Annotated in this window: 20 protein-coding genes; 4 read left to right on the top strand and 16 right to left on the bottom strand. The window is 71.4% G+C overall.

Going from position 1 to position 23,256, the window contains the following annotated elements:
* Nucleotides 1–33: 33 nt before the first annotated feature.
* The 4 genes from IE277_RS42785 to ureA are packed head-to-tail and all read right to left on the bottom strand — an operon-like array spanning nt 34 to nt 4,164.
* Nucleotides 34–639 (bottom strand): TetR/AcrR family transcriptional regulator, encoded by a 606-nt coding sequence (locus tag IE277_RS42785; RefSeq protein ID WP_189959121.1) that lies wholly within the window; start codon nt 637–639, stop codon nt 34–36.
* Nucleotides 640–656: 17 nt separating this feature from the next.
* Nucleotides 657–1,697 carry an agmatine deiminase family protein gene (locus IE277_RS42780; protein WP_189959120.1) on the bottom strand — a complete coding sequence of 347 codons (1,041 nt, stop codon included), beginning with the start codon at nt 1,695–1,697 and terminating at the stop codon, nt 657–659.
* A gap of 29 nt (nt 1,698–1,726) precedes the next feature.
* Nucleotides 1,727–3,469 carry an urease subunit alpha gene (locus IE277_RS42775; RefSeq protein ID WP_189959119.1) on the bottom strand — a complete coding sequence of 581 codons (1,743 nt, stop codon included), beginning with the start codon at nt 3,467–3,469 and terminating at the stop codon, nt 1,727–1,729.
* The gene (ureA, locus tag IE277_RS42770; RefSeq protein WP_189959118.1) at nt 3,466–4,164 is read right to left on the bottom strand and encodes an urease subunit gamma; all 699 of its coding nucleotides are present in this window, start codon (nt 4,162–4,164) and stop codon (nt 3,466–3,468) included. The genes IE277_RS42775 and ureA overlap by 4 nt, the downstream gene beginning before the upstream one ends.
* A gap of 144 nt (nt 4,165–4,308) precedes the next feature.
* On the opposite strand from ureA, the gene IE277_RS42765 reads away from it, so the two are divergent.
* Nucleotides 4,309–5,745 carry a cytosine permease gene (locus tag IE277_RS42765; RefSeq protein ID WP_189959117.1) on the top strand — a complete coding sequence of 479 codons (1,437 nt, stop codon included), beginning with the start codon at nt 4,309–4,311 and terminating at the stop codon, nt 5,743–5,745.
* 86 nt (nt 5,746–5,831) lie between these two features.
* Here the strand turns inward: IE277_RS42765 and IE277_RS42760 are convergent, their stop codons facing one another.
* From IE277_RS42760 to IE277_RS42750, 4 genes are all read right to left on the bottom strand, one after another.
* A complete protein-coding gene (locus tag IE277_RS42760) occupies nt 5,832–6,920 on the bottom strand; it encodes a branched-chain amino acid aminotransferase (RefSeq protein WP_189959116.1) in 1,089 nt (362 codons plus the stop codon).
* Nucleotides 6,921–7,162: 242 nt separating this feature from the next.
* Nucleotides 7,163–8,206 carry a 3-isopropylmalate dehydrogenase gene (locus IE277_RS42755; protein ID WP_189959115.1) on the bottom strand — a complete coding sequence of 348 codons (1,044 nt, stop codon included), beginning with the start codon at nt 8,204–8,206 and terminating at the stop codon, nt 7,163–7,165.
* A 70-nt stretch (nt 8,207–8,276) separates the two neighbouring features.
* A complete protein-coding gene (locus IE277_RS49070; RefSeq protein WP_268252731.1) occupies nt 8,277–8,408 on the bottom strand; it encodes a hypothetical protein in 132 nt (43 codons plus the stop codon).
* Between the two features lie 221 nt (nt 8,409–8,629).
* Nucleotides 8,630–9,538, bottom strand: a complete 909-nt coding sequence (locus IE277_RS42750) for a LysR family transcriptional regulator (protein WP_189959114.1) — start codon at nt 9,536–9,538, stop codon at nt 8,630–8,632.
* 102 nt (nt 9,539–9,640) lie between these two features.
* Between IE277_RS42750 and IE277_RS42745 the strand changes: the two genes are divergently transcribed.
* Nucleotides 9,641–10,636, top strand: coding sequence for an MDR family NADP-dependent oxidoreductase (locus IE277_RS42745; protein ID WP_189959113.1), 996 nt, complete (start codon nt 9,641–9,643; stop codon nt 10,634–10,636).
* A gap of 7 nt (nt 10,637–10,643) precedes the next feature.
* Here IE277_RS42745 and IE277_RS42740 read toward each other — a convergent pair whose 3' ends face one another.
* From IE277_RS42740 to IE277_RS42730, 3 genes are all read right to left on the bottom strand, one after another.
* A complete protein-coding gene (locus tag IE277_RS42740; protein ID WP_189959112.1) occupies nt 10,644–11,183 on the bottom strand; it encodes a GNAT family N-acetyltransferase in 540 nt (179 codons plus the stop codon).
* Nucleotides 11,184–11,292: 109 nt separating this feature from the next.
* On the bottom strand, nt 11,293–12,924 hold the full coding sequence (pruA, locus tag IE277_RS42735; RefSeq protein WP_189959111.1) for an L-glutamate gamma-semialdehyde dehydrogenase: 1,632 nt from the start codon (nt 12,922–12,924) through the stop codon (nt 11,293–11,295).
* A gap of 39 nt (nt 12,925–12,963) precedes the next feature.
* Nucleotides 12,964–13,890, bottom strand: coding sequence for a proline dehydrogenase family protein (locus IE277_RS42730; RefSeq protein WP_189959110.1), 927 nt, complete (start codon nt 13,888–13,890; stop codon nt 12,964–12,966).
* Nucleotides 13,891–14,033: 143 nt separating this feature from the next.
* On the opposite strand from IE277_RS42730, the gene IE277_RS42725 reads away from it, so the two are divergent.
* Nucleotides 14,034–15,458 (top strand): PucR family transcriptional regulator, encoded by a 1,425-nt coding sequence (locus IE277_RS42725; RefSeq protein WP_229882448.1) that lies wholly within the window; start codon nt 14,034–14,036, stop codon nt 15,456–15,458.
* Nucleotides 15,459–15,468: 10 nt separating this feature from the next.
* Here IE277_RS42725 and IE277_RS42720 read toward each other — a convergent pair whose 3' ends face one another.
* Nucleotides 15,469–17,196 carry an FAD-dependent monooxygenase gene (locus IE277_RS42720; RefSeq protein WP_189959108.1) on the bottom strand — a complete coding sequence of 576 codons (1,728 nt, stop codon included), beginning with the start codon at nt 17,194–17,196 and terminating at the stop codon, nt 15,469–15,471.
* Between the two features lie 120 nt (nt 17,197–17,316).
* A complete protein-coding gene (locus IE277_RS42715; RefSeq protein WP_189959107.1) occupies nt 17,317–17,904 on the bottom strand; it encodes a TetR/AcrR family transcriptional regulator in 588 nt (195 codons plus the stop codon).
* A gap of 97 nt (nt 17,905–18,001) precedes the next feature.
* Here IE277_RS42715 and IE277_RS42710 point away from each other — a divergent pair, with 97 nt between their 5' ends.
* Nucleotides 18,002–19,543, top strand: coding sequence for an MFS transporter (locus IE277_RS42710; RefSeq protein WP_189959106.1), 1,542 nt, complete (start codon nt 18,002–18,004; stop codon nt 19,541–19,543).
* A 67-nt stretch (nt 19,544–19,610) separates the two neighbouring features.
* Here the strand turns inward: IE277_RS42710 and serA are convergent, their stop codons facing one another.
* The 3 genes from serA to ilvN form a co-directional block, all read right to left on the bottom strand.
* A complete protein-coding gene (gene serA / locus IE277_RS42705; RefSeq protein WP_189959105.1) occupies nt 19,611–21,200 on the bottom strand; it encodes a phosphoglycerate dehydrogenase in 1,590 nt (529 codons plus the stop codon).
* Nucleotides 21,201–21,478: 278 nt separating this feature from the next.
* Complete coding sequence (gene ilvC, locus IE277_RS42700) at nt 21,479–22,477, bottom strand: ketol-acid reductoisomerase (RefSeq protein ID WP_189959104.1); 999 nt, start codon at nt 22,475–22,477, stop codon at nt 21,479–21,481.
* Between the two features lie 131 nt (nt 22,478–22,608).
* Nucleotides 22,609–23,133 carry an acetolactate synthase small subunit gene (gene ilvN, locus IE277_RS42695; protein ID WP_076093947.1) on the bottom strand — a complete coding sequence of 175 codons (525 nt, stop codon included), beginning with the start codon at nt 23,131–23,133 and terminating at the stop codon, nt 22,609–22,611.
* Between the last annotated feature and the right edge of the window lie 123 nt (nt 23,134–23,256).

Below are 23,256 nucleotides of genomic sequence, written 5' to 3'. Positions count from 1 at the left end.
CCGGCTGCAGCGGAAACGATTCCGGACCCGCGGCTACAACATCACGAGCGTGTCCTCGACGAACTCCCGCACATGCCCGAGCACTTGCTCACGGTCCGTGCCGCGCAGGCCGATGGCCACATGGATCGAGAACCCGTCGAGCAGCGCCCGTACCCGCGCCGCGAAGCGGTCCGCGTCCACCCTGCGGAACTCCCCCCGCGACATGCCCTCGGCGAGCAGCGCCACCAGGTCGCGATGCCACGCGCCCTCGATCGCCGCCTGCCGGGCCCGCGCGTTGTCGTCCGCGTTCTGCGAGCGGTTCCAGACCTCCAGCCACAGTGTCCAGTGCGGATCGCGGTGGCCTTCCGGGACGTACAGGTCGACGTACGCGGACAGGCGCTCCCGGGCGGTTTCGGGACGGTCGAGCAGGCGGCCCCGCTCCGCGCCCAGCCGGCCCTCGCTCCACTCCAGGGTCTGCAGCAGCAGCTCGTCCTTGGAGTGGAAGTAGTAGAGCAGATGGCCGCTGCTCATCCCGACCGCACGGCCGAGCGCCGCCATGGTGAGTTTCTCCAGACCGCGCTCGGCGATCATGTCCATGGCGGTGGCGAGTACCTCCTCGCGCGGCGGCGCGTTCTTCCGCGCCCGTGCCGCACCGGCCATCCCTGTCTCCTACGTGTTCACGCCTTGGGCTGCTGCTGGGTGATGCAATGGATGCCGCCCCCACCCGCGAAGATCGTACGCGCGTCCACCAGGGTCACCGTCCGCTCCGGGAACAGGCGGCGGAAGATCCCGGCGGCGAGCTCGTCGCGCGGGTCGTCGAAGCCGCACAGCACCACGCCGCCGTTGCAGAGGTAGTGGTTGATGTAGGAGTAGTCGGCCCAGTGCCCGTCGGCCTCCAGGGCCGTCGGCGCGGACACCTCGACGACCTCCAGCGTGCGGCCGCGCGCGTCGGTCGCCGACTTCAGCAGGCCGATGACCTCCTTGGTGACCTCGAAGTCGGGATGCGCGGGATCCGGCTGGTGGTGGGCGACGACGACGCCGGGCCGGGCGAACGCGGCGACGATGTCGACATGGCCGAGGGTGCCGAAGCCGTAGGGCGGGTAGTCGCCGGTGAGGCCGCGGGGCAGCCAGATCGCCTTCTCGGTGCCGAGGTGGGCGTGGATCTCGGCCTCGACCTCCGCCCTGGACCAGTGCGGGTTGCGCTCGGGGCCGAGCTGCACGGTCTCGGTGAGCAGCACGGTGCCCTCGCCGTCGACATGGATCGCGCCGCCCTCGTTGACCAGCTTCGAGGCGTACGTCTTCGCGCCCGCGAGGTCGGAGACATACGCGGCGATCTTGGAGTCGTGCTCCCAGCGCGCCCAGTCCTGGGCGCCCCAGCCGTTGAACGTCCAGTCCACGGCGGCCAGTCCGCCGCGGCCGTCGGTCAGGAAGGTGGGGCCGATGTCGCGCATCCAGGCGTCGTCCAGCTCCCGTTCGACGGTGTCGATGTCCGGGCCGAGCAGCGCCCTGGCCTCGGCGGACCGGCCGGGGCCGCACACGACGGTCACCGGTTCGAAGCGGCGTACGGCGCGGGCCACCGCCGCCCAGGCCGCGCGGGAGGCGGCGAGGTCCTCGGGGTCGTCGAAGGTGGGGTTGGGGCCCGGCCACGCCATCCAGGTGCGCTCGTGCGGGGTCCACTCGGCGGGCATACGGAAGCCGTCGGCGGCGGGGGTGGTCATGTGAATTCCCGGGTCCTTGTGTCTGGGGGTCAGAGGAAGTAGAGACGGTTGAGGGAGACGGACTCGGCGGGTGTCGAGCGCAGCGGGTCGCCGTCGAGGGTGACCAGGCCGGTGCGCTGGTCGACGTCGACCGCTCCGACCCGGGCGTTCAGCCGCAGGTCGGCGGGGCCGATGCCACGCGTGCCGCGCACGGCGACCCGGCGGCGGCGCGTCGGCATCCGGTCGCCTCCCTGGTCGACGGCGGCCTGCGCGACGAACGCGACCGAGATGTCGGCGGCGGTGGCGCCGTAGGAGCCGAACTGCGGGCCCAGCACGAGGGGTTCGCAGGTGTCGGTGGCCGCGCCCGGGTCACCGACGACGCCGTACGCCGGGAAGCCGGACTTCAGCACGAGCTGCGGCTTGGCGCCGAAGTACTCCGGGCGCCACAGCACGATGTCGGCGAGCTTGCCGGTCTCGATCGAGCCGACCTCGTGGGAGAGGCCGTGCGCGATGGCCGGGTTGATGGTCAGCTTGGCCAGGTAGCGCAGCACGCGGGCGTTGTCGTCGCCCTCGCTGTCGCCGCCCTCCCCGTCATGGGGAAGCAGGGGCCCCAGCTCGGCCTTCATCTTGCCGGCCATGGCGAACGTACGGCGGACCGTCTCGCCGGCCCGGCCCATGCCCTGGGCGTCGGAGGAGGTGATGCCGATCGCGCCCAGGTCGTGCAGCACGTCCTCGGCGCCCATCGTCCCGGCGCGGATGCGGTCGCGGGCCATGGCGGCGTCGCCGGGCAGGTCGGGCTTGAGGTCGTGGACGGAGACGATCATGCCGTAGTGCTCGGCGACGGCGTCCCGGCCGAAGGGCAGGGTGGGGTTGGTGGAGGAGCCGATGACGTTCGGGACACCGGCCATCTTCAGCACGTTGGGGACGTGTCCGCCGCCGCAGCCCTCGATGTGGAAGGCGTGGATCGTGCGGCCTTCGAGGACGCGAAGGGTGTCCTCGACCGACAGGCACTCGTTCAGGCCGTCACTGTGCAGGGCGACCTGGACGTCGTGCTCCTCGGCGACCCGAAGGGCCGTGTCCAGCGCGCGGGTGTGGGCACCCATGTCCTCGTGCACCTTGAAGCCACAGGCGCCTCCTTCGGCGAGGGCCTCGATCAGCGGTGCGTCGTGGGACGACGAACCCCGGCCCAGGAAGCCGATGTTGACCGGCCAGGCGTCGAAGGCGTTGAAGGCGTGCCTGAGGGCCCAGGGCGAGTTGACGCCGACGCCCCACACCGGGCCGAACTCCTGCCCGATGATCGTGGTCACGCCGGAGGCGAGGGAGGCCTCCATGATGCGCGGCGACAGCAGATGGACGTGCGTGTCGACGGCCCCGGCGGTGGCGATGAGCCCCTCGCCGGAGACGATCGAGGTGCCGGTGCCGACGACCACATCGACCCCGTCGAGGGTGTCGGGGTTGCCGGCCCGGCCGATCGAGCAGATGCGGCCTTCCCGGATCCCGATGGACACCTTGCGGATGCCCTGCACGGCGTCGATCACGACCACGTTGCTGATGACCACGTCGCAGGTCTCGCGGACGGCGGCGGCCTTCAGGTGCAGTCCGTCCCGGGCGGTCTTGCCGAAGCCGGCCAGGAACTCGTCGCCGTAGCGCTGGGAGTCGGACTCCACGCGGATGGTGAGCCCGCAGTCGCCGAGGCGGATGCGGTCGCCGGCGCGGGGGCCGTGGGTGGCGGCGTAGGCGTGCGGGTCGACATGGATCGCCCGGCTCACCTCGCGTCCCTTCGAGCGGCTCATCGCTCCTCGCCTCCTTCCGGCGTCGTGCCCAGATATCCGCAGGCGGCGGCCCTGCGCAGGGCCTCTTCCTTCGCTCCGGGCGCGTCCAGCGGCCCGTCGACCAGTCCGGCGAAGCCGATCGCGATCCGCTCGCCGCCGATCGGCACGAGCCCGATCTCCTCGCTCTCGCCCGGCCCGAAGCGGACCGAGGATCCGGCGGGTACGGCGAGCCGCATGCCGTAGGCGGCCGCGCGGTCGAAGTCGAGGCGCGGGTTGGCCTCGAAGAAGTGGAAGTGGGAGGTGACGGAGACCGGCACGGTGGCGGTGTTGCTGACCGTGAGCCGCCTGACCGGCGCGGGGTCGGCGTGCTGGGGGCCGGGCAGCAGCGCGCCCGGCGCGTCCGCGCCCAGGCCGCCGCCGATCGGGTCCGAGACCACGGCGAGGCGCGAGCCGTCGTCGAAGACGGCCTCGACCATCACCTCGGTGACGACATCGGCGACGCCCGGCAGGACGTCCTCGGGGCCGAGCACGGACCGGGCCGCCTCGATGGCCTCGGCGAGCCGCCTGCCGTCCCGGGCCGCCTCGCAGACGGTGTCCGCGATCAGCGCGGTGGCCTCCGGCACATTCAGCCTGAGGCCGCGTGCCCGGCGGGCGCGGGCCAGCTCGGCGGCTCCGAAGAGCAGCAGCCGGTCACGTTCCGTGGGGGTCAGTCTCACGTCGCGGCACCTCCTTGCCATCTCTATCTTAGAACATCACTCTAAACACAGAATTCATGAAACAGAAGCATTGACCGTCGACAAAGCTTCATGGACATTGAACGTCGCTCTAACTCTCTGGCGACAGTCGAAGGAGACCCAGCCATGCCGATCGAACAGCGCGGAGTCGACACCATCCCGGACGAGGAGCGGACCAGTGGCCCGCGCGACCTCGTCTCGATCCTGCTCGGCTCGAACCTCTGCCTCGGGGTGATCATCTTCGGCTGGCTGCCGCCGTCCTTCGGGCTCGGCTGGTGGGCGTCGGTGAGCGCGATCGTCGCGGGCACGGTGATCGGCACACTGTTCACGGCTCCGCTGGCGCTGGTCTCGCTGCGCACCGCGACCAACCTGTCCACGTCCTCCGGGGCCCAGTTCGGCGTCCGGGGCCGGCTGGTCGGCTCGGTCGTCGGCCTGCTCCTCGCCCTCGGCTACACGGCGCTGACCGTGTGGATCGGCGGCGATGTGATGATCGGCGTGCTGGGGCGGATGACCGGCCTGCCCGCGGACGGGGTGTCGTACGCCGTGGTCTACGCGGTGCTCGCGGCGGCGACCGTCGCGGGCGCGGTCTACGGCTACCGAGTGCTGCTCGCCATGTCCCGCGTCCTCGCGATCGGCATGACGGCCCTGCTGGTCCTCGGGATCCTCGCCTACGCGCCGCACTTCACCACCTCGGCGCTGCCCGGCGCGGGCGGCTATCTGCTGGGCTCGTTCTGGCCGACCTGGTTCCTCGCGGCCGTGGCGGCGGGCCTGTCCGGCCCCATCGCCTTCATCACGCTCCTCGGCGACTACACCCGCTACATCTCACCGTCCCGGAACTCCGGCCGCCGGGTGCTGCACGCCACCTGGCTCGGACTGGTCCTCGGCCTGCTGGTCCCCCAGCTCTTCGGCACCTTCACGGCGTACGCCGCCCACGCGGCCACCGACTACGCGGGCCCGCTGGTCAGCGCCTCCCCCGCCTGGTACCTGGTCCCGCTGCTGCTGTCCGCGTCCGCGGGCTCGGTCGGCAACGCCGGTCTGATGCTGTACTCCATGGGCCTGGACCTGGACGCGATCCTGCCGAAGGCCTCCCGCGCCCGCGCCACCTACACGGTCGCCGTCGTCGCCACGGTCTGCGTCTTCGTCGGGCACTACGCCTGGAACGCGCAGTCGGCGATGACGTCCTTCGTGCTGCTGCTCACCGCGATCGGCACCCCGTGGGCCGTCATCACCCTCATCGGCTTCGCCCGCTGCCGCGGGGTGTACGACGCCGACGCCCTCCAGGTCTTCAACCGCCGCTCGCGGGGCGGGATCTACTGGTACCGGGCGGGCTGGAACGTGCGGGCGACCGTCTCCTGGGCGCTGGGCGCCGGCGTCGGCCTGCTCGCGGTCTCCCTGCCGTCGTACCAGGGCCCGCTGCTGCGCCTGACCGGGGGCGTGGACTGCAGCTTCCTGCTGTCGGGGGCGTTCGGCGGCGTGGTCTACCTGCTGCTGACGTCCCGCAGGGAACGGACAAGGGCCGCCACGGAACTCGACCAGGAGTCCGAGGCGGCCCTGAGCGCGTAGCGCAAAGGGGCGCGGGGAACTGCGCGACCGGCCACAGCGGCCCCGCGGACGACCGACGGCTCGCCGCGGCAGTTCCCGCCGGGCCATCAGCCGATGCGGTGCATCCAGCCGTGCTGGTCCGCCGTCACCCCGCGCTGGATGCCCAGCAGAGCGTCCCGCAGGCGGAGCGTGACCTCGCCCGGCGTGCCGTCGCCGTGGGTCCAGGCGTCGGTCCTGGTCTTGACGTGGCCGATCGGGGTGACCACGGCGGCGGTGCCGCAGGCGAAGACCTCGGTGAGGGCGCCGGACGCCGCGTCCGCGCGCCACTGCTCCAGGGTGACCACACCTTCCTCGGCGGTGCAGCCGAGGTCGCGGGCGACCTGGAGGAGGGAGTCGCGGGTGATGCCCTCCAGGATCGAGCCGGTCAGCTCGGGGGTGACGATCCGGTCGCCGTAGACGAAGGCGACGTTCATGCTGCCGCTCTCCTCGACCTTGGTGCGGGTGACCGCGTCCAGGTAGACGACCTGGTCGCAGCCGTGCGCGGCGGCCTCGGCCTGCGGCAGCAGCGACGCGGCGTAGTTGCCGCCGGTCTTGGCGTCGCCGGTGCCGCCCGGGACGGCGCGCACATGGTCCTCGGAGACCCAGATGGTGACCGGCTTCACGCCACCGGCGAAGTACGCGCCGGAGGGCGAGGCGATGAGCATGAACAGGTACTCGTTCGCCGGGTGCACGCCGAGCGCGGCCTCGGTGGCGAACATGAACGGGCGCAGGTACAGCGACTGTTCGCCGCCGTGCGGCGGGACCCAGTCGGCGTCCTGGGTGAGCAGCGCGTCCAGCGCGGCGATGAACAGCTCCTCGGGCAGCTCGGCCATGGCCATGCGGCGGGCGGAGTTGCGGAAGCGCCGGGCGTTCGCCTCGGGGCGGAACAGCGCGACCGAGCCGTCGGGCTGGCGGTAGGCCTTCAGGCCCTCGAAGATCTCCTGGCCGTAGTGCAGGACATGGGTGGAGGGGTCGAGGGAGATCGGGCCGTACGGGACGAGCTGGGCGTCGTGCCAGCCACGGCCCTCGGTCCACTTGATCGTCACCATGTGGTCGGTGAAGTGGCGGCCGAACCCGGGGTTGGCCAGGATCGCGTCGCGCTCGGCGGCGGCGAGCGGGCTGGCGGAGGGCTTGAGCTCGATCGTGGGCGTCGTCATGTGTTGTCCTTCACCGGTTGTAGTGACGGGGCCGCATACACGCCCGCACGACCGGTGGCCAGTGATAGGACGTCCGAGCATTCCCTCATACCGCGGCTCCGCGTTCGATTATCGCGCGAAGGATGCGGCCGACGGAATCGGGGTGAAAGCGGCCCAAGGGTTGATGGTGGCACCCGGCGAGGCACAGGAAAAGCCGCCGGGTGCGGTTGCGACCCGGCGGCTTTGGGTGGGTGAGCGCCGGATCAGCCGGCTACTCGGGTGGCGAGCGCGTCGCCGATCTGCGAGGTGCTGCGGGTTCCCAGCGCGGCGCGCTCGGTGAGGTCGGCGGCGACGGCCGCGTCGATGCGGTCGGCCTCGGACTCATAGCCGAGGTGGCGCAGCAGCAGGGCGACCGACAGGACCGTGGCGGTCGGGTCGGCCTTGCCCTGTCCGGCGATGTCGGGCGCCGAGCCGTGGACCGGCTCGAACATCGAGGGGAAGGCGCGCGAGGGGTTGATGTTCCCGCTCGCGGCCACGCCGATGCCGCCGGAGACGGCCGCGGCGAGGTCGGTGATGATGTCGCCGAAGAGGTTGTCGGTGACGATCACATCGAACCGGGCCGGGTCGGTGACCAGGTAGATGGTGGCCGCGTCGACGTGGATGTAGTCGGTGGTGACCTCGGGGAACTCCTTCGCCACCTGGTGGAAGATGTTCGTCCACAGGTGGCCGGCGAAGGTCAGCACGTTGTTCTTGTGCACCAGCGTGAGCTTCTTGCGCGGGCGGGCCTGGGCGCGGGCGAAGGCGTCGCGGACCACGCGCTCGACACCGAAGGCCGTGTTGACGGAGACCTCGGTGGCGACCTCGTGCTCGGTGCCCTTGCGGATCGTGCCGCCGTTGCCGGTGTACGGACCCTCGGTGCCCTCGCGGACGACCACGAAGTCGATCTCCGGCTGGCCGGCGAGCGGCGTCGCCACACCGGGGAGCAGCTTGCTCGGCCGCAGGTTGACGTGATGGTCGAAGGCGAAGCGGAGCTTGAGCAGGAAGCCGCGCTCCAGGACGCCGGACGGCACCGACGGGTCGCCGATCGCGCCGAGCAGGATGGCGTCGTGCCGCTTGAGGGCGTCGAGGTCGGCGTCGGTGAGGGTCTCACCGGTGGCGTGGTACCGCTTGGCGCCGAAGTCGTATTCCTTCGTCTCCAGCTTCACATCCTGCGGGAGCACGGCGGAGAGCACCTTCAGCCCCTCGGACACGACCTCCTGGCCGATGCCGTCACCGGGAATCACTGCGAGATTGAGGCTGCGAGACATGCGGGCACCCTACTCCTCGTCCCAGGTGATGACATGCGGTGTCCGCCATTCGGACGCCGTGTCAACGTTGTCAGTGGCCGGTCTCGCCGCCGTTGTCGCGGCGGTCGAGGGCGCGCTGCAGGGCGGCGGCGGCGTTCCTGCGGTCGGACTCGCTCGCGCGGGACACGTGGCGGACGCGGCGGCGGATGGTCGTCTCGGCCATGGAAATCGACTCCTTCGGCAAACGTGGAGCACACAAAGGGATTTCTACGCGCCTAAGGGGCGGGGAGACTCGGGCCGCAGGGGTTGCCTGCACGGGGCCCGGCTCACGACCGCCATTCGCTGGATCGAGCGATGCGTTCGGCTCCTACAAAACTAAGGGAACGCCACGCTTCTGTCTGCACAGTTACTCGGACTTCCTACTATCTGAGACGACGGCTCCGGTCACAACGCTCTGAGCTGGGCCTTCGTGCGTTCGGGGGTAGTCCGTCCGAGGGAGCGAAGGGTGCGGATCAGGGCTCGTACGGCATCGGTGGCGGCCAGTTCGGGGGTGGTCACGTAGCCGACGCCGCGGTACGGCCGCGCCGGACCCAGGTCGGTGATCTCGACGGCGGACGGCGCCCCGGTGAGGGAGAGCGCGGGCATGATGGCCATGCCGAGTCCGCTGCCCACCATGGACAGCACCGCGCCGTCGTCCTCGGCGCTCACGGTCGCCGCCGGGATCCAGTCCTGGGCGGCCCACCAGGCGCGGGTGTACGAGCCGCAGTTCTCCGCCCAGTCGACGAGCGGGAGGCCGCGCGGGTCCGGATGCCCCGCCGGATGCACCAGGGAGTACGGCTCCTGGAGCAGCACCCCGCCGACCAGCCCGGCCTGCGGCGGCCCGTTCAGGGTGGCGATCGCGAGATCGGCCCGCCCCTCGGCGACCTCGCCCGCGGTGCCGGCGCCCAACTCCCGTACGACGCTGACGCTCACCTCGATGCCGGGGTGCCCGGCGCGGAGCCGCTCCAGGGCGGCCGGCAGCAGATGCAGGGCCGCGCTGCGGAAGGCGGCGATCCGCAGCGGTCCGGCGATCTCGCCGGTGTGCGCGCCGCGGACGTCGGCGGCCAGGACCTGGAGCATGCGCAGCACGCGGCGCGCATGGGCCGCCGCCCGCTCCCCCGCGGCCGTGGGCCGGGCCCCGAACCGGCCCCGCTCGAAGAGCACGGCGCCCAGCTTCCGCTCGATGCCCCGCACGGCGTGCGAGACGGCGGACTGGGTGGTCCCGAGCCGGGCGGCCGCGGCGGAGAACCCGCCCTCGTCGGCCACGGCGACCAGGATCCTCAGCTCCTGCGGGGCAAGGTCGACTGCTGTCACTCGGGGCTCCCACCTGCGGGTATGAGACTGCTTCATGGACCGGCGCGTTCCATGAGCCAAACCCTCTGCCCGTGCCGGGCATTCCTGCCTAGCGTCCTCGCCATGACCGAGATCGCGCTCACCGTGCAGCAGACCGCCCGCCCCGCCGGCTTCCCCACCGCGGACCACTTCCGCTTCGCCGAGTCCCCGGTGCCCGCACCGGCGCCCGGTACGGCCCTGGTGGAGAATCTGCTGTGGTCGGTGGACCCGTACCACCGCGAGATGATGGACGGCGACTTCGCGCTGAACGCCCCGCTGGAGGGCCGCACCCTGGGCCGGGTGGTCGCCTCCCGGACCGCGGAACTGCCCGAGGGCGAGATCGTCTTCCACCGCCAGGGCTGGCGCACGCACGCCGTGGTCCGCCCCGAGGAGGTCCGGCGGCTCCCGCACCACCCCGGCGTCCCGCTGTCGGCGTATCTGAGCGTGCTGGGCGGCACGGGTCTGACGGCGTACGTCGCGCTGACCCGGATCGCCCGGCTGCGCGAGGGCGAGGACGTGTTCGTCTCCGGCGCGGCGGGCGGGGTCGGCACGGCGGCCGGCCGCTTCGCCCGGCTGCTCGGCGCGGGCCGGGTGACCGGCAGCGCGGGCACCCCTCAGAAGGTGAGGTACCTGACGGAACAGGTGGGTTACGACGCGGCCTTCGACTACCGCACCGCCCCGGTCGCCGGCCTGCTCGCCGAAGCGGCCCCCACCGGCATCGACGTCTTCGTCGACAACGTCGGCGGCGACCACCTCGGCGCGGCGATCGGCGCGCTGCGGGAGCGGGGCCGGGTGGTGCGGGTCGGCACGATCAGCCAGTACAACACCCCGGACGCCCCGCCCGTGCTGTTCAACCACGCCGACGTCGTGGAGAAGAGCCTGCGCGTCGAGGGCTTCCTGGTGAAGGACCACCAGGACGCACAGGACGAGCTGTACGACTTCGCCGTACCGCATCTGCGCAGCGGGGCGCTGACGGCGGACGAGACGGTGGTGGACGGCTTCGAGCGGATCGTGGAGGCGTTCCTGCTGATGCTGCGCGGCGGCAACACGGGCAAGATCCTGGTCCGCGCGACCCCGTGACACTCCGTCAGGCGACGTCCCCGTCACGCCAGTCGAGGACGAACTCCCCGGCGGGGTCGGGCGCCCCGGCGAGCGCGGGCCATACGTAGATGCCCCCTTCCTCCTCCGGCAGCCGTACGATCCCGTCCGGGGACAGTCCGTGCACCCGACCGCTCCACCGCTGCCAGCCCCGGGCGGTGTACAGCGCGGCTCCCTCCGGGCTCGCCGACAGCGCACCGAGGTCGTACGCCCGCCCGATCACCCGCTCCAGCTCCGCCAGCACCCGCCCGCCGAGCCCTTTGCGCCGGGCATCGGAACGTACGGCGACGGCCTCGACGTATCCGGCCCGCAGCCAGCGCCCACGGTGGCCGATGCGCCGCTGCACGACCGAGCCGTGGGCGGCGAGCCCGGTGGCGTCATGGACGAGCACATGCAGGCCCCCGAGCCCGTGCTCCCAGTCCTCGTCGGAGAATCCCCCGTCGAACGCCGCGTCCAACAGGGCATGGGCGGCGTGGAGTTCGCCGGGGTCGAGATCGGCGGTGTGGGCGAGACGCAGTCGGACGGTCATGGACCCACTATCTCCCGGCGGAGCGGGAAACGGGCTCCCGGTGGGGTTGGAAACGGGCCGGGAAGCCTGCTCGGTGGCAGGGTTCCCGGCCCGTCGATCGGGGGGCTGATCAGCCCATGTGCGGGTACGTGTAGTCGGTCGGCGGGACCAGCGTCTCCTTGATGGCGCGGGTCAGGGTCCAGCGCAGCAGGTTCTGCGGGGCGCCGGCCTTGTCGTTGGTGCCGGAGGCGCGGCCGCCGCCGAAGGGCTGCTGGCCGACGACGGCGCCGGTCGACTTGTCGTTGATGTAGAAGTTGCCGGCCGCGTAGCGGAGCTTCTCCATCGTGTGGGCCGCCGCGGCGCGGTCGTTCGCGATGACCGCGCCGGTCAGGGCGTAGTCGGAGACCGACTCCATCTGCTCCAGCATCGCGTCGTACTCGTCGTCCTCGTAGACGTGGATGCCGAGGACCGGGCCGAAGTACTCGGTGCGGAAGACCTCGTTCTCCGGGTCGGTGGAGACGATGACCGTCGGGCGGACGAAGTAGCCGACCGAGTCGTCGTAGGAGCCGCCCGCGACGATCTCGCAGGTCGGGTCCTGCTTGGCGCGGTCGATCGCGGCCTTGTTCTTGGCGAACGCGCGGTCGTCGATCACGGCGCCGATGAAGTTCGACAGGTCGGTGACGTCACCCATGGTGAGGTAGTCGACCTCGGCGGCGAACTCCTCCTTGAAGCCCGAGTTCCAGATGGAGGCCGGGATGTAGGCGCGGGAGGTGGCGGAGCACTTCTGGCCCTGGTACTCGAAGGCACCGCGGGTCAGGGCGGTCTTCAGCACGGCGCGGTCGGCGCTCGGGTGGGCGACCAGGAAGTCCTTGCCGCCGGTCTCGCCGACCAGACGCGGGTAGGTGCGGTACTTCTCGATGTTGGTGCCGACCGTCTTCCACAGGTACTGGAAGGTCTTGGTGGAACCGGTGAAGTGGATGCCCGCGAGGTCGCGGTGGACCAGGGCGACCTCGGAGACCTCGATGCCGTCGCCGGTGACGAGGTTGATGACGCCCTTGGGCAGGCCCGCCTCCTCCAGCAACTGCATGAGCAGGACGGCGGCGTGGGTCTGCGTCGGGGACGGCTTCCAGACCACCACGTTGCCCATCAGCGCGGGGGCGGTGGGCAGGTTGCCCGCGATGGCGCTGAAGTTGAACGGCGTGATCGCGTAGACGAAGCCCTCCAGCGGGCGGTGGTCCATGCGGTTCCACACGCCCGGGGAGTTCGCCGGGGGCTGCTCGGCGAGGATCTGGCGGGCGTAGTGGACGTTGAAGCGCCAGAAGTCGACCAGCTCGCAGGGGGTGTCGATCTCGGCCTGCTGGGCGGTCTTGGACTGGCCCAGCATGGTGGACGCGGCGATGGTCTCGCGCCACGGGCCGGCGAGCAGTTCGGCGGCGCGCAGGATGATCGCGGCGCGGTCGTCGAAGGACATCGCGCGCCAGGCCGGCGCGGCGGCCAGGGCCGCGTCGATCGCGTCCTGGGCGTCCTGCCTGCCGGCGTGCCGGCCGGTGCCGATGACGGCCTTGTGGTTGTGCGGCTGAACGACCTGGAAGGTCTCGCCGCCACCCAGCCGCTTCTCACCGCCGATGGTCATCGGCAGCTCGATCGGGTTCTCGGCCAGCTCCTTGAGCTTGACCTCCAGACGGGCGCGCTCGGGCGAGCCGGGGGCGTAGCCGTGCACCGGCTCGTTGACGGGGGTGGGGACCTGGGTCACAGCGTCCATGAGATCCTTGACTCCTTGATCTTGAGCGGGTGTTCGGGCTCAGCCCTTGCTGACCATCGAGCGGAGGAAGAACCGCAGGTTCGCGGGCTTCTCCGCCAGACGGCGCATGAAGTAGCCGTACCAGTCCGTGCCGTAGGCGGTGTAGACGCGCATACGGTGGCCCTCGGCGGCCAGCCGCAGGTGCTCCTCGCCGCGGATGCCGTACAGCATCTGGAACTCGTACTCGTCGAGCTTGCGGCCGGCCTGGTGCGCCAGCTCCTGCGCGATGGCGATCAGACGCGGGTCGTGGGACCCGATCATCGGGTACCCCTCGCCCTCCATGAGGATGCGCAGGACCCGGACGTACGCCTTGTCGATCTCGTGCCGCTGCTGGTAGGCGACCTCGGCGGGCTCCTTGTAGGCGCCCTTGACCAGGCGGACGCGGCTGCCGGCGGCGGCGAGCCGGCGGGCGTCGGCCTCGGTGCGGAAGAGGTAGGCCTGGATGACACAGCCGGTCTGCGGGAAGTCCTTCCGCAGCTCCTCGTGGATGGCGAACATCGAGTCGAGGGTGGTGTGGTCCTCGGCGTCCAGCGTCACGGTCGTACCGATGGCGGCGGCGGCCTCGACGACCGGGCGGACGTTGGCGAGGGCCAGCTCGTGGCCGCCGGGGAGCGCTTGCCCGAACATGGAGAGCTTGACGGACATCTCGACGCGCTCGCCGAGTTCAAGATCCTTGAGGTGGTCGATCAGCGCCAGATAGGCGTCCCGGGCGGCGCCGGCCTGCTCGGGGGTGGTGATGTCCTCGCCGACGACGTCCATCGTCAGCTCCAGCCCCTTGGCCGTGAGGTCCTTGATGATCGGCACGATGTCGTCGACGGTCTCGCCGGGGATGAAGCGGTCGACGACCTGCTTGGTCACCGGAGCCGCCGAGATCAGGCGTCGCATCCGGTCGCTGCGCGAGGCGGCGAGAATCACGGGACCCAGCACGGGGCACCTCCACAGACAAGCATCAAATCGGCCGTCACCCGACGATTCGGGTACGGCACGGAGAACCACCGTGAAACCTAAGGATCTCTCCGATCGTGAGCCATCGACAGCTGTCACGCATCCGTGCCCTGGATCTCAGACAGATGTATGAAGACGGCGGAAAAATGGGGGAGAATGCCCGAGTGGCGGCGGATTCCAAGGCTTTCAAGGGTGACTACCAGGAGCTGGTCGACGAGATCTCGGAGCTGCTCGGCGTGCCGGCGACCCTGGAGAACCGCGACTTCGAGCTGATCGCCTTCGGCGCGTACGACAGTGACGACGAGCTGGATGCCACCGCGCTGGACCCGGTGCGCACCCGCTCGATCCTGACCCGGCGCTCCACGGCGACGGTCCGGGCGTGGTTCGAGGGCTTCGGCATCACCCGTGCGACCGGCCCGGTGCGGATCCCGCCGACCCCCGAGGCCGGGGTGTACCGCGGCCGGATCTGCCTCCCGGTACGCCATCGGGGTGTGGTGCTCGGCTATGTCTGGCTGCTGGAGGGCGAACCGGGGCCGACGGACGCCCAACTGGCCGCCGCGATGGCGGTGGCGAGCCGGATCGGGGCGCTGCTCGCGGACGAGGCGGAGGCGGGGGCCGGCCTGAGCCGGGAGCTGCGGGCGGTGCTCACCGCGGAACGCGGCTGGCAGCGGGACATGGCGGTGGCCGAACTGCGCACCGCGCTCGGCCCCCGCGCCGACGGCCCGCTCACCCTGGTGTGCGTCGCCCCCTGGCCCTCGGCCGACCCGGACGACGCCCCGGCCGCCCGTACGGTCCCGCACGCCGCGGCGCTGTGCACGCTTCCCTGGCAGGTGTCCGGGCAGAGCCTCGCGGTGCTGGTGCGGCTGCGGACCACGGAGGTGGGCGTCCCCGCGCAGGCGGCGGCCGCACGGCTGCTGAAGGAGGCCGAGGGGGCGCGCGGCGCACAGGGCGGCGTGGCGCGCGAGGCGCAGGGCGGCATGGCACGCGGGGCACAGGGCGGGGTGGTGCGCGAGGCACAGGGCGGCATGGGCGGCATGGCGCGCGAGGCACAGGGCGGCGTGGCGCGTGGGGCCGGGGCGCAGGTGGCCGCGGCGGCCGCCGCGGGACTCGCCGGGTCCGCCCGGCGCCTCGCCGGCACCGGCTGCGCCGCCGGGATCGGCGAACCCCGGGTCGGTCTCGCCGACCTGGACACGGTGTGGCAGGAGGCGGCCGCCGCCGCGCGCGCGGCGCTGGCCGAGCCGCGGCTCGGGCCGGTCGCCCAGTGGGCGGACATCGGAGCGTACCGGCTGCTGACCGCGCTGCCGCCGTGGGCCGCGCACGATCCCGTGGTCGGCGCGCTCCTGACCCCCGCCCACCGGGAGCTGGCCCGCACCGTGGAGGTCTACCTCGACCGCGCGGGCCAGGCCGGCCGCGCGGCCGCCGAACTGGGCATCCACCGGCAGACCCTGTACTACCGGCTGTCCCGGGTCGAGCAGCTGACCGGCCTGGACCTGGACGACGGCGAGGACCGGCTGCTGCTGCACATGGCGCTGAAGCGGGCACGGTTGTAGCCGTCGCGGGTCAGCGCCGGCCGGTGATCGTGTGCAGGGCCGCAGGAAGGGCCGTGGCCCTGGGCGGGCCGTCGGGCCAGTGGGCGGCGACATGACCGTCCGGCCGGACGAGCAGGGCCCCGTGCGGGCCGAGGCGGTACGGCACGGTGTGCGCACCGGCCAGGGGTTCCACACGCAGGGGCACGGACCCGGCGGTGTCCTGCGCCCAGGCTCCCGGGTCCGCGGTGAACAGGGTGAACCACGGGCCGACGGCGTCCAGCGTGGAGCGGCCGTCGCCGAGCGGGAGGTGGGGCAGCCGGTGGCCCGGCGCCGGGGTGGGCACGTAGTCCGTGCCGGGGGCGGGCGGGGCGGGCGGGACGGACGGGTCGCATGCGTCGGATGCGTCGGATGGGCTGGGGCAGTCGGACGGTTCGGCGGGGGCGGACGGGTCGTCGTCCGCGGTGAGGACGGCGGCGGAGCGGTAGGTGACGCCGAGCACCAGGCCGAGTTGCGCGAAGTACCGGTCCGTCCACGGTAGTTCGACCCGGTCCGGCGCCGCTTCCCCGGCCCGCAGCTGTTCCCGGCGACGGCTCTGCACCCCGCGCAGCAGCTGGGCGTTGGCCACCGCCTGGCGGAGGGTCTCGCGGGCGACGGGGTGCCGTTCCGGCGCGTAGGTGTCCAGCAGCCCCGGCCCCGCCCAGCCCTGGAGCACACCCGCCAGTTTCCAGCACAGGTTGTGCACATCGGCGACGCCGGCGTTCATGCCCAGGCCGCCGATGATGGGGACCGCGTGCGCGGCATCGCCGGCCAGCAGGATCCGGCCGTGCCGCAGCCGCTCGGCGACGAACGCCTCCATCACCCAGTGCTGCACGCGCAGCACCTCGGGCCGTACACCGGCGTCGGGCCCGAGGGCGTCCGCGACGAGAGCGCCCCAGTCGGTGGCCTCAGTACCCTCGGTGCCCGCTGCGCCCTCGGGCGTGGGGCCGAACCAGGCCCAGCCTCCCTCGGGGTAGAGCGGCATGAAGGAGCCGTGCGCGGTGAAGTACACCCCGGCGGGCCGCCGGGCGCACCAGCGGTCGAGGTCGGCGTCGAACACGACGGTGGTGATGGCCCCCAGCGCGCCCGGTCCGACGGTGCCGATGCCCAGCAGCCGGCGGACGGTGGAGTGCGCGCCGTCGGCGGCGAGGACGTAGCGGGCCCGGATCCGGCTCTCCGCACCGGTGCGGTGGTCGGCGAGCCGTGCGACGACCGCGTCGCCCTCTTCGGCCAGGTCGAGGAGTTCGACCCCGAAACGCGTCGGCGCGCCCGACACGTTCACAGCGCTCGCCTCGTTCACCGCGTTCGCCTCGTTCGCCTCGTTCGCCTCGTTCACGCCGTTCACCGCGTCCAGCAGGACGGGTTCCAGGCGGTCCTGCGAGGTGACCACGCCGAGCGCGGGGCTCTCGGGCACCGGCGCGTTCACCCCGACCATCGCCGCCGAGGCGAAGTCGGCGCCGGTCAGGGTGTCACGGAAGCGGACCCGGCCGTAGCGGGGCGCGAAGGCCCGCGCCGTGATCCGGTCGGCGAGCCCGAGCCCGCGGAAGATCTCCATCGAGCGTACGTTGACCAGCCGGGACCGGGGGAACGGTGACAACTCCCGGTGTTTCTCGACCAGCAGGGCACGCACCCCCCACTGGTGCAGCAGCGCGCGGGCGGTGAGCCCGACCGGGCCGCCACCGACGATCAGCACCGCGGTCTCGGTGTCGGCGGCTACGGACATGCCGCCGGGTGTTCCGCGCAGGGGGTCCGGCACATACGGCCAATCTTCCGCACCCGCCGACCGCACGCAATCCTCTCCGCGGTCGGGCCGGCGGTCCGTGCCGCGACCGGCGCGGACGGCTCAGGCCGGCTTGACGGACGTGGCGGACTCGACGATCTGCCGCAGGCCCTCGGTGAGCGCGTCGCCGTCCGGGGCGCCCTTGGGATCGAAGGACCACTGCGCGATGAGCCCGGTCATCAGCGTCATGTAGAAGCGGCCGAGGGTGTCCGCCGCCTCGTCGGAGACCTCATCCTCCGGCATGCCCTGGAGGAGGGCCACGAGACCGCGCGCGCCCTCGCGCTGGGCGTGGGTCAGGTGCTCCCGCACCTCGGGCATGTCGATGGCCATGACCTCCATGCTGAGCGGCCACACCGAGCCCGGGGCCCGCATGGTGGCGACGACATGCGACCACACCCACCGGAAGCGCTCCAGCGAACCGGGCGCGCCCTCGATCGCGACGCCGTCACCTCCGTCGAAGGCATCGGACATGTTCTCCACCAGGGAGACATAGGCCTGCGCGAGGAGCGCGTCCTTCGAGCCGTAGTGATAGCCGATCGAGGCCAGGTTGGTCCCCGACGCCTTGACGATGTCGCGTGCGGTGGTGCGCGCGAACCCCTTCTCCAGCAGGCAGCGCTTGGCGCCTTCGAGCAGATCTTCACGGTGTCCCATGCGCACCACTCTACCGCCGATTCATACAACCGTCCTAGACGGATGACTTATACATCCGTTCTAGACAAGCGTTTAAGACGCCCGTATGGTCGTAGGCATGACGAACTCGACGAGCACACCGCCCTCCTCCCCCCGCGCCGAGAGCGCCGCCCCGGGCCGCGCCGGGCGACGTGAGTGGACCGCTCTCGGCGTGCTGATGCTGCCGCTGCTGCTGGTCTCGATGGACGTTTCGGTCCTGTACTTCGCGACCCCCGCCATCAGCGCGGACCTGCACCCGAGCGGCACCCAGCAGCTGTGGATCTTCGACATCTACGGCTTCGTCCTGGCCGGCCTGCTGATGACGATGGGCTCCCTCGGCGACCGCATCGGCCGCCGCAAGCTCCTGCTCATGGGCGCGGCCGCCTTCGGTTCCGCCTCGCTCCTCGCCGCCTACGCGAACAGCGCCGAGACCCTGATCGCGGCCCGTGCGATCCTCGGCATCGGCGGCGCGACCCTGATGCCCTCCACGATGGCGCTGCTGCGCACGATGTTCACCGACCCCGGCCAGCGGGCGAAGGCGATCGGTCTGTGGTCCGGCGTGATGACCGGCGGTATCGCGCTCGGCTCGGTGATGAGCGGTGTGCTCGTCGAGCACTTCTGGTGGGGCTCGGTCTTCCTGGTCAACCTGCCCGCGATGCTGCTCCTGCTGCTCCTCGGCCCGGTGCTGCTGCCGGAGTCCAAGAACCCGGAGCCGGGCCGTTTCGACTGGCTGAGCGTCCCGCTGTCGATGGCCGCCGTGCTCCCCGTGATCTACGGCCTGAAGGAGATCCCCTCGGAGGGCTGGCACCCGCTGTACATCGTCTCGATCGCCGTCGGTCTGCTCTTCGCGGCCCTGTTCGTACAGCGGCAGCGCACCAGCGCCTCCCCGCTGATCCCGCCCGCCCTGCTGAAGGGCCGCGGCTTCACCCCGGCGCTGGTCCTGAACCTCGTCGCCGCCCTCGCCATGCTGGGTTCGGCCATCTTCACCACGCAGTACATGCAGTCGGTCCTCGGCAAGGGCCCGCTGGCGGCGGCCCTGTGGAGCCTGCTGCCCTCCGTGTTCATCGGATTCGCGGGTCCGGTCACCACCCTGCTCGTCCAGCGCGGCGTCCACCGCGGGTACGTCGTCGCCGGCGGCTTCGCGGCCATGGCGGCCGGCTTCTCGATGCTCGCCGTCCTCGGCACCGACTCGCTGTGGCTGGTGCTGGGCGGCGCCGGGGTCCTCGCCTGCGGGATGGTCGCTATCTCGTCGCAGCTGGTGGACCTGGCCATGAGCAGCGCCCCGGTGGAGCAGGCGGGCGCGGCCTCCTCCCTGCTGGAGACCAGCACCGAGTTCGGCGGCGCCCTCGGCATGGCGATGCTCGGCTCCATCGGTACGGCGATCTACCGCCACGAGATGCCGGCCGGTGCGCCGGCCGCCGCCCGCGAGACCCTGGGCGACGCCCTCGTCACGGCCGCCCGGCTGCCCGGCACGTCCGGCGCCTCCCTCCTCGCCACGGCCCGGGAGGCGTTCACCACCGGAATGAACGGCGCGGCGATCGCCGGAGCGATCCTGCTGGCCCTGGCCGCGGTGGGAGCGGCACTGAGCCTGCGGAAGATCGAGGCCGCGGACGAGAAGTAGAGCAACAGCACAAAGAAACGCCGGACGGGCTGAGGTTTCTCAGCCCGTCCGGCGTTTGACGACAGCCTCAGACCAGGTTCACCGAGCGGGCGGACACCGCGCCGATCTCGGCCGCGACCTCGGCCAGGACGCCGGAGGCCACCGTGTCGTCGACGGTCAGCACGGCCAGCGCCTCGCCGCCCACCGCCGCGCGGGCGACCTGCATACCGGCGATGTTGATGCCCGCCTCGCCGAGGATGCGGCCGACGGTGCCGACGACACCGGGACGGTCCTCGTAGCGCAGGACGACCATGTGGTCGGCGAGCGCGAGGTCGACGTCGAAGTCGCCGACCGCGACGATCTTCTGCAGGTGCTTCGGGCCGGCCAGCGTGCCGGAGACCGACACCTCCTCGCCGCCCGCGAGCGTGCCGCGCACGGTGACGACGTTACGGTGCTCGTTCGCCTCGGAGCTGGTGGTCAGCCGCACCTCGACGCCGCGCTCCTGGGCGAACAGCGGCGCGTTGACGTACGACACCGTCTCGGCGACGACGTCCTCGAAGACACCCTTGAGCGCGGACAGCTCCAGCACCTTCACATCGTGCTGGGTGATCTCGCCGTAGACCTCGACGTCGAGCCGGTGCGCGACCTCGCCGGCGAGGGCGGTGAAGATACGGCCGAGGCGCTCGGCCAGCGGCAGTCCGGGCTTGACGTCCTCGGCGATGACACCGCCCTGGACGTTGACCGCGTCCGGGACCAGCTCACCGGCGAGGGCGAGGCGGACGGACTTGGCGACCGCGATGCCCGCCTTCTCCTGGGCCTCGTCGGTGGAGGCGCCCAGGTGGGGGGTGCACACGACCTGGTCCAGCTCGAACAGCGGGGAGTCGGTGCACGGCTCCTGCGCGTACACATCGAGGCCGGCGCCGGCGACCCGGCCCTCCTTCAGCGCCGCGTACAGCGCCTCCTCGTCGACGATGCCGCCGCGGGCGGCGTTGACGATGCGCACGCTCGGCTTGACCTTGCGCAGCGCCTCGTCGCCGATGAGGCCGAGGGTCTCGGGGGTCTTGGGCAGGTGGACGGTGATGAAGTCGGAGACCTCAAGCAGCTCGTCCAGGGACAGCACCTTGACGCCCATCTGCGCGGCCCGCGCGGGCTGCACATAGGGGTCGTAGGCGACGACCTTCATGCCGAAGGCGGACATGCGCTGGGCGACCAGGGCGCCGATGCGGCCGAGGCCGACGACACCGAGGGTCTTCTCGGCCAGCTCGACACCCGTGTACTTGCTGCGCTTCCACTCGCCGTTCTTCAGCGCGGAGTTGGCCTGCGGGATGTTGCGGGCGGTGGCGAGGAGCAGACCGCAGGCCAGTTCGGCGGCGGTCACGATGTTGGAGGTCGGGGCGTTGACGACCATCACGCCGGCCTTGGTGGCGGCGGAGACGTCCACGTTGTCCAGGCCGACGCCGGCGCGGGCGACGACCTTGAGCTTCTTCGCCGCGGCGACGGCCTCGGCGTCGACCTTGGTGGCGGAACGGATCAGGATCGCGTCGACGTCGGCGATGGCGGGGAGCAGTTCGGCTCGGTCCGCTCCGTTGGCGCGCCGGATCTCGAAGTCCGGGCCGAGTGCGTCCACGGTCGCGGGCGACAGCTCTTCAGCGATGAGTACGACGGGTTTCGAGCTCACGTGAGGTCCTCACAAGTCCAGAGCATGCGGACGGCCGTCCCGACGGCCGCAGGCGGAGGAGGGGAGCGGCGCCGGGGAATTTCCGAGCGCACCGGAAATTTCTCGGGGTCGCTAGCCGCGGAAGACGCACGACGCTGTGGGCCTGACGCGTGTTGTGCAGCAGTGTAGTGGCGCTGAGCTGTACGTCCTGCGCCACTGCGGAAGGATCACCCGTCCGGTGCTGGACGGGGTGGACAACGGGGGCTGGAGCAGTCTGCCCCAGCCCCCTGACATAAGGCTTACGCCTCCTCGTTCACCCAGCTCATCAGCTTGCGCAGCTGCTTGCCGGTGGTCTCCAGCAGGTGCTCGGAGTCCTGCTTCTTGTACTCGTTGTACTTCTTCAGCCCGCCGTGGTACTCGTCCATCCAGTTCTGGGCGAAGGTGCCGTCCTGGATCTCGGCGAGGACCTGCTTCATCTCGGCCTTGGTGGCGTCGGTGATGATGCGCGGGCCGGTGACGTAGTCGCCCCACTCGGCGGTCTCGGAGATGGACCAGCGCATCTTCTCCAGGCCGCCCTCGTACATGAGGTCCACGATCAGCTTCAGCTCGTGCAGGCACTCGAAGTAGGCGATCTCCGGCTGGTAGCCGGCCTCGGTCAGGGTCTCGAAGCCCGCCTTGACCAGTGCGGCCGTACCACCGCAGAGGACGGCCTGCTCGCCGAAGAGGTCGGTCTCGGTCTCCTCGGTGAAGGTCGTCTTGATGACGCCGGCGCGGGTGCCGCCGATGCCCTTGGCGTACGACAGGGCGAGCGCGAAGGCGCCTGCGGAGGCGTCCTGCTCGACGGCGGCGATACAGGGAACGCCGCGGCCCTCCTCGTACTGACGGCGGACCAGGTGGCCCGGGCCCTTCGGGGCGACCATGCAGACGTCCACGCCGGCCGGGGGCTTGATGAAGCCGAAGCGGATGTTGAAGCCATGGCCGAAGAACAGCGCGTCGCCGTCCTTCAGGTTCGGGGCGATGGACTCCTCGTAGACCTGGGCCTGGATCGGGTCCGGGACCAGGATCATGATGACGTCGGCCTCGGCGGCGGCCTCGGCCGGGGTCACCACGCGCAGGCCCTGCTCCTCGGCCTTGGCCTTGGACTTGGAGCCCTCGTGCAGACCGACGCGGACGTCGACACCGGAGTCACGCAGCGACAGCGCGTGGGCGTGGCCCTGGCTGCCGTAGCCGATGACCGCGACCTTGCGGCCCTGGATGATGGACAGGTCGGCGTCAGCGTCGTAGAACAGCTCGGCCACTTTGGGTTCTCTCCTTGGTGTGCAGGTTGTGCGTCCCACCGTATGCCGGTGAGGGGAAGGGACGTTTCGGGATCTCGGAATCCGGGCGGGCGGGGTGTCGCCGACCGCCCGGATCCAGCCGTACTTCAGCTTTACGCGGTTCGGTCGAGGGCGCGCAGCGAGCGGTCGGTGATCGAACGGGCACCGCGGCCGATCGCGATGGTGCCGGACTGCACCAGCTCCTTGATGCCGAACGGCTCCAGCATCTTGAGCATGGCGGACAGCTTGTCACTCGATCCGGTGGCCTCGATCGTGACGGCCTCCGGGGAGACGTCGACGGTCTTGGCGCGGAACAGCTGGACGATCTCGACGATCTGGGAGCGGGTCTCGTTGTCGGCGCGGACCTTCACCAGGACGAGTTCGCGCTGCACGGCCTGACCGGGCTCCAGCTCGACGATCTTCAGCACGTTGACGAGCTTGTTGAGCTGCTTGGTCACCTGCTCCAGCGGGAGGTCCTCGACACCCACCACGATGGTGATGCGGGAGATGTCGGGGTGCTCGGTGACGCCGACCGCGAGCGAGTCGATGTTGAAGCCGCGCCGCGAGAACAGTGCGGCGATCCGGGCCAGGATGCCCGGCGTGTTCTCCACCAGGACGGAGAGCGTGTGCTTGGACATGGTCGTTTTACGTCTCTCTCGCTCAGTCGTCTTCGTTGTCGCCGAAGTCGGGGCGGACGTCCCGGGCGGCCATGATCTCGTCGTTGGAGGTGCCGGCGGCGACCATCGGCCACACCATCGCGT

The organism is Streptomyces alanosinicus, from assembly GCF_014650595.1.
Lineage (GTDB): Bacteria > Actinomycetota > Actinomycetes > Streptomycetales > Streptomycetaceae > Streptomyces > Streptomyces alanosinicus.
This window is presented reverse-complemented; position numbering and strand designations above follow the sequence as displayed.

Coding starts and splice junctions, on each gene's coding strand:
- IE277_RS42785 (WP_189959121.1), bottom strand. CDS start 639: ATGGCCGGTGCGGCACGGGCGCGGAAGAACGCGCCGCCGCGCGAGGAG.
- IE277_RS42780 (WP_189959120.1), bottom strand. CDS start 1,697: ATGACCACCCCCGCCGCCGACGGCTTCCGTATGCCCGCCGAGTGGACC.
- IE277_RS42775 (WP_189959119.1), bottom strand. CDS start 3,469: ATGAGCCGCTCGAAGGGACGCGAGGTGAGCCGGGCGATCCATGTCGAC.
- IE277_RS42765 (WP_189959117.1), top strand. CDS start 4,309: ATGCCGATCGAACAGCGCGGAGTCGACACCATCCCGGACGAGGAGCGG.
- IE277_RS42760 (WP_189959116.1), bottom strand. CDS start 6,920: ATGACGACGCCCACGATCGAGCTCAAGCCCTCCGCCAGCCCGCTCGCC.
- IE277_RS42755 (WP_189959115.1), bottom strand. CDS start 8,206: ATGTCTCGCAGCCTCAATCTCGCAGTGATTCCCGGTGACGGCATCGGC.
- IE277_RS49070 (WP_268252731.1), bottom strand. CDS start 8,408: ATGGCCGAGACGACCATCCGCCGCCGCGTCCGCCACGTGTCCCGCGCG.
- IE277_RS42745 (WP_189959113.1), top strand. CDS start 9,641: ATGACCGAGATCGCGCTCACCGTGCAGCAGACCGCCCGCCCCGCCGGC.
- IE277_RS42740 (WP_189959112.1), bottom strand. CDS start 11,183: ATGACCGTCCGACTGCGTCTCGCCCACACCGCCGATCTCGACCCCGGC.
- pruA (WP_189959111.1), bottom strand. CDS start 12,924: ATGGACGCTGTGACCCAGGTCCCCACCCCCGTCAACGAGCCGGTGCAC.
- IE277_RS42725 (WP_229882448.1), top strand. CDS start 14,034: ATGTATGAAGACGGCGGAAAAATGGGGGAGAATGCCCGAGTGGCGGCG.
- IE277_RS42720 (WP_189959108.1), bottom strand. CDS start 17,196: ATGTCCGTAGCCGCCGACACCGAGACCGCGGTGCTGATCGTCGGTGGC.
- IE277_RS42715 (WP_189959107.1), bottom strand. CDS start 17,904: ATGGGACACCGTGAAGATCTGCTCGAAGGCGCCAAGCGCTGCCTGCTG.
- IE277_RS42710 (WP_189959106.1), top strand. CDS start 18,002: ATGACGAACTCGACGAGCACACCGCCCTCCTCCCCCCGCGCCGAGAGC.
- ilvN (WP_076093947.1), bottom strand. CDS start 23,133: ATGTCCAAGCACACGCTCTCCGTCCTGGTGGAGAACACGCCGGGCATC.